Raw genomic sequence first — 15,640 nt, forward strand, 5'->3', positions numbered from 1 at the left:
GCAGTGCGGCCTCACCCCATGCCCGAAGTCGACCTTGCCCACCACCTTCCGGCTCGCCAGGTCGATCACCGACATCTCGCTCCCATCGGTTCCCGCCCGCCCCACGCCCGCGTCTCCGTAGATCGGCACATACGCCAGCTTCCCGTCCGGAGAAACCGCCACCTCGTGCCCGGTCACCCCACCCACCGGCACCGACCCCACCACCTTGCCCGAGGCCGTATCCACCAGGCTCACGTTCGACTCATGCTGATTCACCACCACCAGCGTCTCAGCACCCGCACTCGCCATAACGCCACACACCGCCGCGCACACAAAAACTAGTCTCTTCATAGCGCAGCAAGTATAGCCACCTGAGCACATCTACGCGAAGGGAAGGTGTCATCCTGAGCGGAGCGCAGCGGAGTCGAAGGATCTGCGTTTGCTCGCGCCCTCCTAAAATCTCGCGGCCCCCAAACCCTATACTCAAAAGACATGCCCGAGCTCCCCGAGGTCGAAACCGTAGCCACCGGCGTCCACCAGCGCGTCCACGGCCAGACCATTCTCTCGGTCGAGACCAGCAACAAGCCGCAGACCTTCAAGTCCCCTCCCGCCGAGATCGCCGAAGTCCTCACCGGCTCGCGCATCGACCGCGTCCACCGCGTCGGCAAGACTATTGCCATCGACCTCAGCCGCGACGGCCATCCGGCCCACTTCCTCGTCCACCTCGGCATGACCGGCCGCCTCCTCGTCTCCACCCCCGACACCCCTGTCCCGCCCCACACCCACGCCATCCTCACCCTCAGCTCCGGCAAGCAGCTCCGCTTCGTCGACCCCCGCCGCTTCGGCCGACTCTGGGTCCTGCGCGAGCCCTACACCGGCCCCGGCCGCGAGCCCCTCACCATCCCGCTCGAGGACTTCATCACCCTCTTCCGCAACCGCAAGACTCCCATCAAGGCCGCACTCCTCAACCAGTCCCTTCTCCACGGCGTCGGCAACATCTACGCCGACGAGGCCCTCCACCACGCCGGCATCCGACCCCGCCGCCACGCCGGCCGCCTCACCCGTGACGAGCTCACCCGCCTCCGCACCGCACTCCAGAAGGTCCTGAAACAAGCCATCAAACTAGGCGGCTCCTCCGTCTCCGACTACGTCGACGCCGAAGGAGTAGCCGGCTTCTTCCAGCTCCACCACCGCGTCTACTCCCGCACCGGCCAACCCTGCCGAACCTGCAAGACCCCCATCGAGCGCATCGTCATCGCCGGCCGTAGCACCCACTTCTGCCCCACCTGCCAGCGATAATCTATCTTCGCCTCGCCCATGCCGACTCTCCCATCAACTGTCAGGCGGCAGAGATTGTACTGTCGGCTCGTCCCTCGCGCACCACGTTCCACACCCCGGTCGCGGCGGTGTCATGAACATACTGACTGAAGTCGCGAGGAGCTCGTCCCAATGCGCGTGTAACCCCGTCCGCTACCGAGGCATTCCTGCCGTCGAGTACTTCTGTGAAGAGATAGGTAATGAGGGTCACGAACTCCGGCGGCAGTTGCGCGCTTTTTAGCATGGAGGCGTATTCCTCCATGGAGATTTGGACGTAACGGATGTTGCGCTGTGTCACGCGGCCGATCTCGGCGATCGCATTGGCGAACGTCCACAACCGGGGTCCTGTAACCTCATAGAGTTGTCCAACATGGCGGTCTTCGGTAAGGGCCGCGACGGCAACATCCGCGATGTCATCGGCATCGACGAAGGGCTCGCCGACATCCCCCACCGGCAGCGCGACCTCTCCGGCCAGTATTGGCTCCAGAAGATAGTCTTCACTGAAGTTCTGGTTGAACCAGCTGGCCCGCACCAGTGTCCATTCGGCCCCGGAGTCTCGCACGATCTGTTCGCAGCGCTGCGCCTCGGCCTCGCCCCGGCCCGAGAGCAAGACCAGGCGAGGCACGCCGCTCTTCACGGCCAGCTCTGTGAAAGAGCGGATGGCCTCGGCTGCACCCGGCGCCGTGAGATCCGGATAGTAAGAGATGTAGACCGCTCCAACGTTCTTCAGCGCGGCTGGCCACGCCGCAGGGTCGTCCCAGTCAAACGGCGGCTCGCCGGATCGCGAACCGATACGGACCGGCAGGCCTCTTTTAGTAAGCCGTTCGGCGACCCTTCGCCCCGTCTTGCCAGTGCCTCCCAGTACCAGGGTCGGTTTGTTGTTCGGCATGATTTGTTCCTCCTTCCCGTTCGTTCATATTTGATGGCGGTTATTGTAGGCAGGACGGCCAATACTTTGCCAGCCTCCGTGACTTGCTACCAAAGCGAAGCCCTTCAGGCCCACGCTGCACTAAAATTGAACCCGGGTCAGCCCGCTGGGGCACGCCAGGGCGAAGAAGCACCATGGTGAGAATCATGGATGACGTTCGGACATCCGGCAGGAATGATTATCCTTACTGCGTCAATGCCCCCAGAAGGGGGATCCCGAACCTGCTCATATTTGTCGCGGTACTCGCCACGATTCCTGTTCGGGCGCAGGAGCCAGCCAAAGAAGTCAGCCGCGCTGAGGCGACCGCGATCATCGCAAATGCGCGCAAAATCGTGACGCCAAATGGCCTGGAACAGTTGGAGAAAGTGCGGATCGGCGGGATCGATCAATGGGTTTCCATTCGTGGCGCCAACCGCAGGAACCCGGTGCTGCTATTGATCCACGGCGGGCCGGGGTACGTCACGATGCCGATGAGTTGGTGGTTCTCCCGCGGCTGGGAGGAGTATTTCACCGTTGTGCAGTGGGACCAGCGCGCCGCCGGCAAGACCTATCTCCTTAGCGATCCTGCCACGATCGCGCCGACCCTCACACGCGAGCGCATGATCGCTGACGCCGAGGAGATGGCTGCCTGGGTCCGCCGGCAGCTTGGCAAGAACAAGATATTCGTTCTCGGCCACAGCTACGGCAGTTTTCTAGGCTTGCAACTCGCGGAGCGTCACCCCGAATGGTTGTATGCCTACATCGGCGTCTGCCAGCTGATCGACGGACCGGAGAGCGAGCGTCGAGGCTGGCGCTTCGCCATGGAAGCCTCGCGCCACGCAGGCAATGCCGAGGCGGTGCGCGAGCTCGAGGCAATCGCCCCCTATGGCTCTCCCGGCCAGCCCCTCCCCATCAAGAACATTTACGTCGAGCGCAAATGGGTAAGTTATTACGGCGGCGTGATGGCCTATCGACGCGACAACTCCGCTGATAGCGCGCTCGCCCAACTTTCCCCAGATTACAGCGACCAGGAGATCGCCCACATTTGGGATGGCAATAAGTTCGCCACCCCCTATCTGCTCCCCGAGGTGGTCGCGCTCGATCTCACTACGACCAACAAACTCGCAGTTCCGCTGATCCTCTTTGAGGGACGCCACGACAAGACCGTGAATTCAGAAGTCGCTGCCGCGTGGTTCGATACGGTGAAAGCGCCAGAAAAGCAGATCGTCTGGTTCGAGCATTCGGCACACATGCCGATGACCGAGGAATCCGGAAAGTTCCTCCTTTCCCTGCTGCGCTACGCCCGGCCGATCGCAGAGAAGGCGGGCGACGCAGCTCCGTGAACCCAGAGTTTTCAAACAGTACATGGCGGAGGGGTGATATTGAGGCGCTGTTCAGTATCTACGATCCGGAAGCGGTCTTCCTGAGTCAATCAGGCGAAGCGAAGCAGGTTGGCGATGATGCATCAACGGACACGACTGGTCACATGGTTCAACTTTTGGGAAAATGCTCTTAACGCACTGGCTCGACCTTAGATTCTCCCCTGACGAGGTCCACAATGGAACGCCGTGATTTCTTGAAGCAGAGCGCACTGACAGCCGCTGCCGCCGCCAGCACCAAACTCTCAGCTGCCGTAACACCGACCACTCCCATCGCGCGCCGCCCTCTGGGCAAGACCGGAGAGCATCTCTCGATCATCGGCTTTGGCGGCATTGTGGTCATGAACGAGGACACCAGTCACTCGAAGAATATCGTGGCGGAGGCGGTGGACCGCGGCGTGAACTACTTTGACGTCGCGCCCAGCTATGGCGACGCGCAGGAGCGTCTGGGCCCGGCCCTGGCACCCTATCGCAAGAACTGCTTCCTCGCCTGCAAGACCGAAGGGCGCACAAAAGAGGACTCGCGCAAGCAGCTGGAAGAATCGTTGCGACTCCTGAAGACCGATCACGTCGATCTCTATCAGTTCCATGCCCTGACAAAGATGACCGACTTGGAGGAGGTCATGCGTCCAGGCGGAGCAATGGAGACAATGGAAGCTGCGAAAAAGGAAGGCAAGATCCGCTACATCGGCTTCTCGGTGCACTCGGCGGAGACAGCCCTGGCGGCGATGGACCGCTACCACTTCGATACCGTGCTCTTCCCGGTAAACTTTGTGCTCTTCTCGCAGGCCAACTTCGGCCCGCAAATCCTCAAGCGTGCGCAGGAAAAGGGTATGGGCATCCTGGCCCTGAAGGCGATGGCGAAGACCGTATGGTCTGCCGACCAGAAGAAGAACCACCCGGAGCCGAAGTGCTGGTATCAGCCTGCTGCCTTCCCTGACGAGGCATCACTGGGGCTGCGCTGGACGCTCGGGCATCCGGTCACGGCCGCGCTCCCTCCCGGCGACGAGAGATACTTCCGCCTGGCGATGGACGTGGCGCAGAGCTACAAACCTCTCGAACACCATGAGAAGCAGGCACTTCTCTCGCGGGCAACCGGCGTCGAGCCGATCTTCCATCTCGGAAACCACGTATAGCGTCCGATCGGCCCGCGACGCGGTCGCCTCTCAAGAGAGCAGAACCTCACGTTTCGAGCTCCCGCCGAGACATAGACTCAACCTGCCGCCTCTAAACCCCTGCCGCCTGCTCCGCGCTCACCGCCGACCCGATCACCCGCACCTCAGGGCTCTCCTCCACGATCTCCAACGAGTAGCCCTGCAGCGGGCTCATCTTCACCATCTGCTGCGTGTACTCCTTCAGCATCGGCAGATCGACGTTCTTCACATACGTCCCTGTCAGGAAGAACTTCCCCGGCCCCGACATATGGATCGAGGTCGCCGTCGCCGCCGCCAGGGCCTTGTGATACAGCTTCTTGAACTCCACGCACCGCGCGTCGCCCTTCTTCGCCCCGGCAAAGACCTCCTCCGGCTCCATGTCCAGAAAGCGCAGCCGCATCGCCCGATGTCCCATGATGCCCTCAAGATGGCCGCGTCCCCCGCACCCGCAGAACGTCTCCTTCTCGTCCAGCGTCACCACCGTGTGGCCGCCCTCCCACACTCCCGGAGTGAACGGATACCTCCCATACCCGATCCCCATCCCCACCGTCCAAACCTGGATCATCGCGTCCAGCTTTCCATGCCGAGCCGCCAGCCCCGCCGCAACGCCGTCCGCATCGTTCAGCAGCGTCACCGGGCACGCAATCCCGTGGTCGTGCAGCTTCATGCTGATCGAATCCCGCAACCGCGTTCCCTTCAGCTGCGGAAGATTCGGAGCCTCCTCCACCACGCCGCTCTTCACCAGTCCGGGAACCGCAACCCCCACTGCGTCGAGATTCTTCTCTCCGTTCGCCGCCTGCACAATCTGCTCGCAGATCGTCTCCACCAGCGCATCCGTGTGCATCTCCACCAGCGCGCCGTAGTCGTCCTCATCCTCAGGAAAGCGGCGCAGCCCGTCCACCAGCTTGTGGTCCACCACAAGCCCCGTGTGAATCTGCTCCGATAACGTCACCCCAACTGACTTCGCCATCTCGACCTCGCATCCGGACCATCGTCAAATCGCGTCTCTCGCCCGTCTCTCTTACTCGAACTTGCTCACGCGATTCAATCCGTTGAAAGCCGCCACTTTATAACATTCCGCCAGAGTTGGGTAGTTGAACACCGTATCTACGAAATATTCGATCGTTCCGCCCAGCGCCATCACGGCCTGCCCGATGTGCAGCAGCTCGCTCGCTCCCTCGCCGATCACGTGCACACCCAGGATCGAATGATTCTCCCGGTGAAAGATCAGCTTCAGCCTTCCCGTCGTATCCCCGCGAATCTGCCCGCGTGCAATCTCGCGATAGTACGCCACACCAACCTCGTACGGAACATCCTCTTCCGTCAGCTGTTCCTCGGTCTTTCCGATAAAGCTGATCTCCGGAATCGTATAGATCCCATACGGATAGAAGCTCGGGTTTGAGACCACCGTGTCGTCCCCAAACGCCCGCGCCGCGCCAATCCTTCCCTGCTCCATCGAGACCGACGCCAGCGACGGAAACCCGATCACGTCGCCCGCCGCAAAGATGTTCCCAACCTTCGTCCGAAAGTCCTTGTCCACCGGAATGCGTCCACGCTTGTCCGCCTCGATCCCCACGCACTCCAGGTTCAGCTCGTCCACATTGCCCTGCCGCCCGACCGCATACAGCAGCGCGTCTCCCTGGACCTTCTTCTTGCTCTCCAGATTCGCCACCACGCCGCCCTCGGCGATCTCCTCCACCGACTCCACCTCTTCGCCCAGCCGCATCGTCACCCGCGAATCGCGCAGATGGTAGCTCAGCGCCTCCACAATCTCCTGGTCGGCAAACTCCAGCAGACGCGGCCTCCGCTCGATCAGCGTCACCCGCACGCCCAGCGCCGCAAACATACACGTATACTCCACGCCGATCACGCCGCCGCCCACCACAATCATCGTCTTCGGCAGGTTCACCAGCTCCAGAACCTGGTCGCTGTTGATGATCGTCTTGCCGTTGATCGGAACCTTGTCCGAGCTCGCCGGCTTCGTTCCCGTCGCAATCAGCGTGCTCTTCGTCTCATACACCGTCGCGCCGCGCGAGTTCGTCACCTTCAGGTGCGTCGGGTCTTCGAAGCTTGCTATCCCCGACAGCATCTCGACGTTGTTGCGCGAGAGCTGCGCCTCCGTCACGTCGATCTCCGTCTTGATCACGTGCTGAACCCGGAACGCCAGATCCGCCATCGTGATCCGCTCCTTCACCCGGTAGTTCATCCCATAGATCGACTTGTAGTTGTACCCCGACAGATGCAGCACCGCCTCGCGCATCGTCTTGGAAGGAATCGTGCCCGTGTTGATCGAGACGCCGCCCAGCACCTCGCGCATCTCCACCAGAGCAACCTTCTTGCCCAGCTTCGCCGCATAGATCGCCGCGCGGTGCCCCGCCGGGCCGGACCCGATTACGATCAGATCGTACACACCGCTCATAGACTCCAGACTCTTTCGCGCGTCTTCCGCCGCGGTTCGGTTAGCGAAACTGCCTCTTCCCTGTCAGCCGGCAGAGCAAATGCCCGCCCTTTCGGACCGGCGCAGCTCTATCCCCGTATCTCGAATCGTTCACAAAAGATCCAGCACGCACCGGCCAGTCCCCTGAACACGTCTCTATGCCAAAACTACCACACAGCCACGGCCCGCCAGATTAGACTCCGACCGCGATACACTCCCGTCTACACTTATCGACGATGCTCCGCTGCGCCATCACCGACCGAACCATCTTTCCCGGCGACGACGACCAGCGCATCGCCGCCCTCATCCACCAGGCCTCCCTCTGGTCCCAACAGGGCATCGAGATCATCCAGCTCCGCGAAAAGGACCTCCCCGCCTCCGATATCGCCGACATCGCCCGCCAGATCCTCAAGCTCATCGCCTCCTCGCGCTCCATCCTCATCATCAACACCTCCGTCGAGGCCGCCATCGCCGCCCGCGCCCCCGGCGTCCACATCAGCTCCCACCACGGAGCCATCTCCCAACTCGAGGTCCGCCGCCGCTTCTCCGCCGCCGGCCTCCCCGACCCCATCATCACCATCTCCTGCCACAGCCTCAACGAAATCCGCCGCGCCAGCGTCCACACCCCCGACGCCATCCTCTTCGCCCCCGTCTTCGGAAAGGTCATCGCCGGCAAGACCGTCACTCCCGCCGCCGGCCTCCGAACCCTCAGCGAGGCCTGCCAGGCCGCCAGCCCCATCCCGGTCCTCGCCCTCGGCGGAGTCACCCTCGGCCGAGCCCAGATGTGCCTCAACGCCGGAGCCGCCGGAATCGCCGGAATCCGCATCTTCCACAACTACAACCCCCTCACCCCAGACCAGACCAAACCCTCCACCACCTGATCCCCCAGCCAAACAGGTGCATAGCGTTTTGCCGAACGCCGCCCGACCAGGAGAATTGTCATCCTGAGCGGAGCGCAGCGAAGGCGAAGGACCTGCATTTGCCTTGGTCCTGCCGGGTGCCCCATGTCTCGATTTTGAGACATGGGTTCGCAGGATGCCGGAACGTCCGCTCACGCGGCTTCATCCCATGATTTGGGAACAATCGCGCAAAGCACGATCCACCTTTGCCGTTGCTTCTGGGTACCCCGAGGCTTTAGCCTCGGGTCTCTCAAGCACGCCGCGAAAGTCGGGGTCCCCAGCCAGCTTGCTGGCTGGGGTGAAAAGCGGCTACCGCTCTGCCGAAGGCCCAATCCCAACCTCCGCACCGGCACAAAATCCAGATCGCTCCGCGCCCACACCCCGCAAAATCCGATGTCAAGCCCCCTGAATCGGCCACCGCCGGCCCTCTCCCAATCCGTCATTCTGAGCGCAGCGCAGCGGAGCGAAGAATCCCTGTATTTCGCCTGGGTCGCGCCACGTTCCCGCGGAAGAACCGCACACCGTTGAGTTCAAGCCGCTGTCATGCACCAATCGCGCAGGCTTCAACCTGCGCTTTCAGATCATCCGTCTGCAACACAAACTGGCGCATGATCGCTCGCCCCTCTCCCAGGAGCGTCCTCCAGCCCATAAATTGGGCAGTGTGCAATATTTGATATAGGCGTATGAACGCTCAACATGCCGAGCGCGATCGGAGAAAAGATAATATGCGTGCGATTCGATTTGAAGGGGCCGGTGGTCCGGAAGTAATCAAGCTGGTAGAGGAGGCCCAACCGACGCTCCGGCCGCACGACCTTCTGGTTCGGGTAAAGGCCGCGGGAATCAACCGCGCTGACATTATCCAGCGGCAGGGTTACTACGGCGAAAATCCGGACTTCGGCGACTCCCTGCTTCCTGGTCTGGAGATTGCCGGCGAAGTCGTCGAAACCGGACCCGCCGTGATGGGTTTTCGTCCCGGCGACCGCGTCATGGCAATCGTCGGCGGTGGCGGCTATGCCGAATACGCCCGTGTCGACTACCGCATGGCCATGTGCGTCCCCAGTCGGCTCACATACCCCGAGGCTGCGGCTGTCCCTGAAGTTTTCGTCACCGCGCACGAAGCTCTCCTTCACCTCGGAGAACTTGCCCCGGGCGGCTGGGCCCTCATTCACGCCGCCGCAGGCGGTGTCGGCTCCGCTGCTGTGCAATTGGCGCATGCGCTTGGTGCCCGTAGCGTTTTTACCGCGTCTGGTCAGGATCGCATCCAGCGCGTGCACGAAGTGGGTGGCACTGTTGGCGTCGACTACAAGAACCAGGACTTTCTCGCTGTCGCGCTTGAGGCGACCGGCGGACGTGGGGTCGACGTAGTTGTCGACTTTATTGGCGGTTCCTATCTCGATCGCAACCTGCGGGCGCTTGTCCCGGGTGGACGGCTCGTTCAAGTTGGCCTGCTGGACGGCGAAGATGCCAGGCTGCCGTTCGGTCTCATCATCCACAACCACCTGCGAATCATTGGAACCGTAATGAAATCCCGGAGCTTTGAAGACAAGCAGGCGATGACAACTCGATTTCGTGACCGCTGGCTTGAGTCTTTCGCGCAAGGCCAGCTTGTCCCGCTCGTCGCCCGCACATTTCCTCTGGGGCAGGCCGCCGAAGCGCATCTTTCCATGGAAGCCTCCGGCAACGTAGGCAAGGTCGTTCTCACCATTGACTGAAGCTACAACCCAACATCCATAAAGGTCATTTCTGCACCCAGCGCACCCAGCGCCGAGTGCCGGGTGCCCCGTGTCTCGATTCTGAGACATGGGTTCGCGGGATGCCGGAACATCCACTCACGCGGCTTCATCTCATGATTGGGAACAATCGTGCGAAGCACGATCCGCCCTCGCCTTTGCCTCTGAGGTAGGCCCGGGCTTCAGCCCGGGCACCAAAAAGCCGCGCCCAAGGCGCAACCGCTCTGCCGAAGGCCCAATCCCAACCTTCCACACCGGTACAAATTCCAGATCGCTCCGCGCCCACACCCCGCAAAATCCGATGTCAAGCCCCCCGAAACACTGTTGCTGCCGTCAAACACAGTAATATCAATAACTTCCGGCCAAAAATAATCCTCCAAAGAGCGCCGATTAATTTCACTCACCTCGCTAAAATAGAAACTGAAAGATAAAAAGCTCCGGGATCCCGGGGCTTTTTATCTTTCGCACGTAAGTCCTTGCGATTCAATATTTTTACCTCTAAACCATTTTAATCGAATATTTTAGCCTGCTGAAAACTCATAACCTAAAGAAAATAAAACGTTTACAAGACACCCCCCCCGGGGGGGGGCCTAGAACCGCTCATCCGCCGAAGGCCCATAGATCGCCGGAACCGCCGCCTCATTCAGCCGCAGATACACCGTCAGCTGCCCGCGATGGTGTGCCCAGTGGTTGATCACGCCGTTCTGGATATTCACATACCGCGGCTCATCGGTAATCAGCCGTCCGCCGGCTTTTAGCCTCCAGTTCGTCATCAGGTGTTCATCGGCCGTCGACTCGAGCGCCGCGCGAGCCTTCTTCATGCTCTCGTCGAAGATCGCCAGAAGCTCCGGTGTCTTGGTCCACTCCTTCGGCTTGTCCTTGTTCTCGCCGGCGGGAGCGAAGTCCAGCTCGTCGCGGTTGATCATCGCGTCGATCCAGCCCGGCATCGAAGCCACCAGCGAGGCCAGATAGCCCAGCTTCATCGACCTCTCATGCGGAGCCCAGTCGTTCTGGCCTTCGGGAACGCGCTCAAGCGCCTTTCGCGTCCCTGCCTCCTCGCGCTTCAGCTCGTCCAGAAAAAGGTCCTTCAGCGGCACACTCATCTCGAAGATCCTCCTTTACCTGCAGAGAGCCTACCGACATCCTCCTGACACCCTCCTGTCAGGAGTTGAAACCAGACGGTGAAATGTGACGAAGAGCACTGAGGAGCACTGCTGCTACTCGCGGTCATACACCGTCGTCGTATCGAACTCGCCCGCAGGCATCGTGACATGCGTCGCCTTCCGCAGCTTCTTCCCGCCGCTCGCGAGCTGATACTTCGCCTCGATTGTTCCATCCGCGCCCTGAAACCGCACGCGCTCCGTCACCACCAGCACCGCGCCCTTCCACTCGCCCTTAACGCTCAGGATGCGAAACGGAGCATCGGCCGGAAACAGCATGCCCATCGGAGTCTCGCCCGAGCCCACGCGAAATCGCAGCGTGTAGCTCTGCTTCGACTCCGGCCGCTCGATCGCCACCGCGATCGCCATCTCCTCGCCGGCCTGCGTCACAGTCTCGCTCTGCTTCTCGGGCGGAGGAACCTGCCCAAAATCGCTCTCCGCGACCTTCAGCCGCCAAACGCCGTTCAGGTCCGGCCGCGCCGCCGCCCGCTGAGCCACCGCGCCTGCGGTTAGCACGACCATCAAGAAAATCGCAAGAACACGGAACCGGACCATTGACAACTCCGTACTAATAGGTAAATTATGACACTGTCATGAATGACCTAATAATCCTTACCCTTCTTCTGGAAGGCCCCAAACATGGTTACCGCCTCAAGCAGGAGACCGCGATGTTCGGAGCGAAGCAGCAGTTCCATAACAACACGATCTACCCCCTGCTGAGCCGCCTGCTTCAAGAGAAACTGATCTCGCAGCGCGAAGGAGAAGGGGAACGCGGGCAGACGCGTCTTCTCTACGAGCTCACCCCCAACGGCCGACAGCATCTCGTCAAGACTCTGGCCGAGTTCACCGAGACCGATGCCGATAACGAGGGCGCATTCCGGATGCGCGTCGGACTCTTCGATCTTCTCGACGTCGCCACGCGCCGCCGCATTCTCGACCTTCGCGAACGCTGCCTGGTCTCCCGGCTCAAGCGCCTGGAGGCGATCGGCAACTCGCGCACGATCTCCGGCTGGCCTGCCGAGAGCTTCAACTTTGTTGTCTCCAGCATTGAGCGCGAGCGGGAGTGGATCGTCAAGATGTTCGCGCAGATCGAATCCTGAACGAACCAGCAAGGAGGTCTTATGCGCTTTTCCCCGCTGTTCCGTTACGCCAACTCGCTCTGGCTCTTCTTCGCCCTCTACTTCCTGACGCAGTATCGTCCTGTACGAGTCAAACGAAATGGAGTCATCTCGATCCTCTCCGTCGAACGCCTCTGCGCGATTCTTGGAGTGGGACTGGTCTTCTTCCCTCGTCTCCACCTCTCGATTCTTGCGCGGCCGTTTCACACGAGTTCTGCCATCGCGACCGCCGGCTTCGTGCTCGTCGTCCTGGGACTGGCCTTCGCAGCGTGGGCGCGCGATGTGCTGGGCCGCAACTGGAGCGGACGCGTGATCATTCAGGACAGCCACCAGCTCATCACGTCGGGCCCATACGCTTACGTTCGCCATCCGCTTTACACCGGAATCATCGCTGGAATCGCCGGCATGGTGCTTCTTGTGGGAGATCTCGGGGCGCTGACTGGCTTCTTCTTCGCGCTCGCCTTTACTCTGCTGAAGGCCGCGCGGGAAGAACGGCTGCTGGAGGCAGAGTTCGGCCCCGCCTACGCCGCCTATCGCGAACGCACCGGCGCTCTGCTTCCGCGCCTAGCCCACGTTTAGACCACGTTCCTAGTGACGCTCAGGTTCCCGGCAGAAGCTGCGACGTCATCAGTCCATTCTCATTGCCCGGGCCCGAGCCGCTGTAGAGCAGATACACCGTCTTCTCGGTCCTGAGCATCGTCGCGCAGTTCTCGTAGTCTGACCGGTGATAGTTCAGCTGCGCCTGCCCGCCGATGTGGTTGTCCGGCGGCAGCGGCGTGCCGTCGGGATGGAAGATCAGCTGGCCAATAAACTTGCCTCCACTCATCAGCCATATCCGCGGCGGAAATGTGTTGGATGAGTACATCACCTCATAATCGTTGATCAGAGTAAGTGCCATCGTTAGTCTCCACCTCTCACGGGCCCGGAGTACGCCAGCGATTATAGGCATGTTCTGCCTTCTTTTCTGTTCCCAAAGTTGGGTCTTTGCTAATTTCCGACGCCGAACCGGGGTAAAATCCCGTCACAGTCATCGGGCCCCAAGAGCACTGCACAGGAGAGGGACCACATGCCAACCCAGATCTTCGCGACCGTTACGGGAGCCAAACAGGGAGCCTTCAAGGGCGAGTCCCCCCAGAAGGGCCGCGAGGGCAAGATTGCCGGCGTGGCCTTCGCCTACGGAGTCGCCGTCCCCCGCGACGCCGCCTCCGGCCAGGTCACTGGCAAGCGCCAGCACAATCCCGTCGTCTTCACCAAGGAGTGGGGCGCTTCCTCACCGCAGTTCTACGCCGCGGCCTACACCAACGAGGTCCTGCCGACCGTCCTCTTCGAGTTCTATTCCACCTCGCCGACAGGAACACAGGTCGTCGACCACACCATCAAACTCACCAACGCCACCATCATCGAGATCGACCAGTCGCTGAATCTCCCGCAGGCCGGCGGCCCGGTTATCGACTCGCGCGAGCTGCAGGCGATCGCCTTCACCTTCCAGAAGATCGAGATCACCAGCCTCACCGGCGGAACATCTGCCGCCGATGCCTGAAACGTCACCACCGAAGCGGCCGATACCGTTCGTCCGGGCTATTTGACCTCGCCCCGGCAAAGTCCTACGCTTAATTCCGTGCTTATTACTCCCGTTCAGCTCCTCGACGAGCCTCTCCCGATCGACGAATCCATCGCTCCCGGCGTCCTGGAGTACGGCCCCGACATCCGCCAGGTTGCCCCGCTGCCGGTTAAGGGTCAGGCCGACCTCATCGTGGAGCACCACAGCGGCGAACGGCGCGGCAGCCATTCTCAAGGCCACAATCAGGTTCAGGACATCCGCCTCCGCGCCTCCTACGCGGGCGAGTTCGAGATTCTCTGCGCCCGCTGCGTCGAGCCCGTCCCTCAGACGCTCTCCGGAGACTTCGACCTCATCTTCCGCCCCACCGGCATCGACGCCGAGACCGGCGAGCACGCAATTACCCCCGACGAGACCGAAATCGGGTATTATGAGGAGAGCGGTCTTTTGCTTGAGGATGTCGTGCGCGAGCAGGTGTTGCTCACCCTGCCGACCCGAACCCTCTGCAAGCCGGACTGTCAGGGCCTCTGCCCTCGCTGCGGTCAGAACCGGAACCTAGCAACCTGCTCCTGCGAACAGACACCGTCTGATCCGCGTTGGAATGCGCTGGCGGGTCTGGCTGACAAGCTCGAGGTCAAGCACTAACAAAAGTTTCTGCTCCGTCTCCCGCGTTCGCGCCGGATGCGGGCGATCGAAAGGGATACTGCAATGCCTAATCCAAAACGGCGCCACTCCAAGCAGCGCACCGCCAAGCGCCGCAGCCACGACTTCCTCACCCCAGCCGGCCTCTCCGAGTGCCCGAACTGCCACGAGCGCAAGCTGCCTCACCGCGCCTGCCGCAAGTGCGGGACCTACAAGGGCCGCGACGTCCTCACGGTCAAGGAAGCCAGCTAGTCAAGCTTCTGACAATAAAAACCCTGTTATCGTGTGCTGATGCCGATAGACATCGTCGTTGACGCGATGGGTTCCGATAAAGCCCCTGAGCCAGAGATTCGCGGGGCCATTCTGGCTGCGCGCCACTACGGCGTCCGGGCCCATCTCGCTGGCCCCGAAGATATCCTGCGTCCAATCCTCCGCCAGCACCTGAAGCACCAGCAGCACCTTCCTGTCTTCATCACGCCAGCGTCCGAGTGGATCACCATGGACGACAAGGCTGCGCAGGCCGTCCGCACCAAGCGCGACTCCACCATGCGCGTCGGCCTGAAGATGGTTCGCGAAGGCCTCGCCTCGCACCCCTCACACAAGCACGGTCCCGGACAGGCCGCCGGCTTCTTCACCGCCGGAAACACCGGAGCCGCCATGGCGACGGCCAAGATGGTGCTCGGCATGCTCTCCGGCGTCGACCGCCCCGCGCTCGCCACCATCATCCCGACGATTCGCGGAATCCCCTCGCTGCTTCTCGACGTAGGAGCCAATGTGGACTCCGACCCCGACAACCTCGTCCAGTTCGCCGTGATGGGCCACATGTACGCCCAGAACGTCCTCAGGATCCAGAACCCTCGCGTGGGCCTGCTCTCCATCGGAGAAGAGGACTCCAAGGGCAACACGCTCACCCGCGACACGCTGCCGCTGCTGCGCGCGCTCAAGGGGATCAACTTCATCGGCAATGTTGAAGGCCGCGACCTCTTCAACGGCCACTGCGACGTCAGCGTGTGTGACGGCTTCGTTGGCAACGTTGCGCTCAAGACCTCCGAGGGCATCGCCAAGCTCGTCAGCACTTCCCTGCGCGAAGCGCTCAAATCCACCGTCACCTCGCAAGTCGGCGCGCTGCTCTCCCGCCGCGCCTTCGACGACTTCAAGAAGCGCCTCGACTACTCCGAGTACGGCGGAGCTCCTCTGCTTGGCGTGCGCGGAGTCTGCATCGTCGGCCACGGCTCATCGAACGAGAAGGCCATTATGAACGGCATCCGCGTCGCCGCCGAGTTCGCACACGCCGAGGTCAACTCCGGCATCGAAGCCGCCCTTCGCGAATCCATCCCGGCCGACTAGGCGAGGCGCGACG

General features: G+C 61.7%; 17 protein-coding genes. 11 read left to right on the forward strand and 6 right to left on the reverse strand.

Annotation, left to right across the window (positions count from 1 at the left end; genetic code table 11):
• Positions 1-471: 471 nt before the first annotated feature.
• Positions 472-1,278, forward strand: coding sequence for a bifunctional DNA-formamidopyrimidine glycosylase/DNA-(apurinic or apyrimidinic site) lyase (gene mutM, locus Q363_RS32570; protein ID WP_035358979.1), 807 nt, complete (start codon positions 472-474; stop codon positions 1,276-1,278).
• Between the two features lie 40 nt (positions 1,279-1,318).
• Here the strand turns inward: mutM and Q363_RS32575 are convergent, their stop codons facing one another.
• Positions 1,319-2,185 (reverse strand): NAD(P)H-binding protein, encoded by an 867-nt coding sequence (locus tag Q363_RS32575; RefSeq protein WP_035358980.1) that lies wholly within the window; start codon positions 2,183-2,185, stop codon positions 1,319-1,321.
• A 173-nt stretch (positions 2,186-2,358) separates the two neighbouring features.
• On the opposite strand from Q363_RS32575, the gene Q363_RS32580 reads away from it, so the two are divergent.
• Positions 2,359-3,546: an alpha/beta hydrolase gene (locus tag Q363_RS32580; protein WP_211256480.1), complete on the forward strand. Its 1,188-nt coding sequence runs from the start codon at positions 2,359-2,361 to the stop codon at positions 3,544-3,546.
• Between the two features lie 215 nt (positions 3,547-3,761).
• Complete coding sequence (locus Q363_RS32585; RefSeq protein ID WP_084080995.1) at positions 3,762-4,718, forward strand: aldo/keto reductase; 957 nt, start codon at positions 3,762-3,764, stop codon at positions 4,716-4,718.
• A gap of 91 nt (positions 4,719-4,809) precedes the next feature.
• Here Q363_RS32585 and Q363_RS32590 read toward each other — a convergent pair whose 3' ends face one another.
• Both Q363_RS32590 and sthA read right to left on the reverse strand, forming a co-directional pair.
• On the reverse strand, positions 4,810-5,706 hold the full coding sequence (locus Q363_RS32590) for an ROK family protein (protein WP_035358981.1): 897 nt from the start codon (positions 5,704-5,706) through the stop codon (positions 4,810-4,812).
• Positions 5,707-5,757: 51 nt separating this feature from the next.
• A complete protein-coding gene (gene sthA, locus Q363_RS32595) occupies positions 5,758-7,155 on the reverse strand; it encodes a Si-specific NAD(P)(+) transhydrogenase (protein ID WP_035358982.1) in 1,398 nt (465 codons plus the stop codon).
• A 254-nt stretch (positions 7,156-7,409) separates the two neighbouring features.
• Between sthA and Q363_RS32600 the strand changes: the two genes are divergently transcribed.
• Positions 7,410-8,054 carry a thiamine phosphate synthase gene (locus tag Q363_RS32600; protein WP_051979651.1) on the forward strand — a complete coding sequence of 215 codons (645 nt, stop codon included), beginning with the start codon at positions 7,410-7,412 and terminating at the stop codon, positions 8,052-8,054.
• Between the two features lie 743 nt (positions 8,055-8,797).
• Complete coding sequence (locus tag Q363_RS32605; protein ID WP_035358983.1) at positions 8,798-9,784, forward strand: NAD(P)H-quinone oxidoreductase; 987 nt, start codon at positions 8,798-8,800, stop codon at positions 9,782-9,784.
• Between the two features lie 608 nt (positions 9,785-10,392).
• Here the strand turns inward: Q363_RS32605 and Q363_RS32610 are convergent.
• On the reverse strand, positions 10,393-10,905 hold the full coding sequence (locus Q363_RS32610) for a DinB family protein (RefSeq protein WP_035358984.1): 513 nt from the start codon (positions 10,903-10,905) through the stop codon (positions 10,393-10,395).
• 114 nt (positions 10,906-11,019) lie between these two features.
• Positions 11,020-11,517, reverse strand: coding sequence for a hypothetical protein (locus tag Q363_RS32615; protein ID WP_035358985.1), 498 nt, complete (start codon positions 11,515-11,517; stop codon positions 11,020-11,022).
• A 38-nt stretch (positions 11,518-11,555) separates the two neighbouring features.
• On the opposite strand from Q363_RS32615, the gene Q363_RS32620 reads away from it, so the two are divergent.
• Positions 11,556-12,062: a PadR family transcriptional regulator gene (locus tag Q363_RS32620; protein ID WP_084080996.1), complete on the forward strand. Its 507-nt coding sequence runs from the start codon at positions 11,556-11,558 to the stop codon at positions 12,060-12,062.
• Between the two features lie 21 nt (positions 12,063-12,083).
• Positions 12,084-12,659 (forward strand): methyltransferase family protein, encoded by a 576-nt coding sequence (locus Q363_RS37205; RefSeq protein ID WP_051979652.1) that lies wholly within the window; start codon positions 12,084-12,086, stop codon positions 12,657-12,659.
• A 19-nt stretch (positions 12,660-12,678) separates the two neighbouring features.
• On the opposite strand, the gene Q363_RS32630 is transcribed toward Q363_RS37205, so the two are convergent.
• Entirely contained in the window at positions 12,679-12,978 is a 300-nt protein-coding gene (locus Q363_RS32630) for a hypothetical protein (RefSeq protein ID WP_035358987.1), read from the reverse strand.
• 168 nt (positions 12,979-13,146) lie between these two features.
• Between Q363_RS32630 and tssD the strand changes: the two genes are divergently transcribed.
• From tssD to plsX, 4 genes are all read left to right on the forward strand, one after another.
• Positions 13,147-13,620 carry a type VI secretion system tube protein TssD gene (gene tssD, locus Q363_RS32635; protein ID WP_035358988.1) on the forward strand — a complete coding sequence of 158 codons (474 nt, stop codon included), beginning with the start codon at positions 13,147-13,149 and terminating at the stop codon, positions 13,618-13,620.
• Between the two features lie 78 nt (positions 13,621-13,698).
• The gene (locus tag Q363_RS32640) at positions 13,699-14,283 is read left to right on the forward strand and encodes a YceD family protein (RefSeq protein WP_035358990.1); all 585 of its coding nucleotides are present in this window, start codon (positions 13,699-13,701) and stop codon (positions 14,281-14,283) included.
• Between the two features lie 63 nt (positions 14,284-14,346).
• Positions 14,347-14,532, forward strand: a complete 186-nt coding sequence (gene rpmF / locus Q363_RS32645) for a 50S ribosomal protein L32 (RefSeq protein WP_035358991.1) — start codon at positions 14,347-14,349, stop codon at positions 14,530-14,532.
• 39 nt (positions 14,533-14,571) lie between these two features.
• Positions 14,572-15,627, forward strand: a complete 1,056-nt coding sequence (plsX, locus tag Q363_RS32650; protein WP_035359102.1) for a phosphate acyltransferase PlsX — start codon at positions 14,572-14,574, stop codon at positions 15,625-15,627.
• The last annotated feature ends 13 nt before the right edge of the window (positions 15,628-15,640 follow it).

The organism is Edaphobacter aggregans DSM 19364 (assembly GCF_000745965.1).
Lineage (GTDB): Bacteria > Acidobacteriota > Terriglobia > Terriglobales > Acidobacteriaceae > Edaphobacter > Edaphobacter aggregans.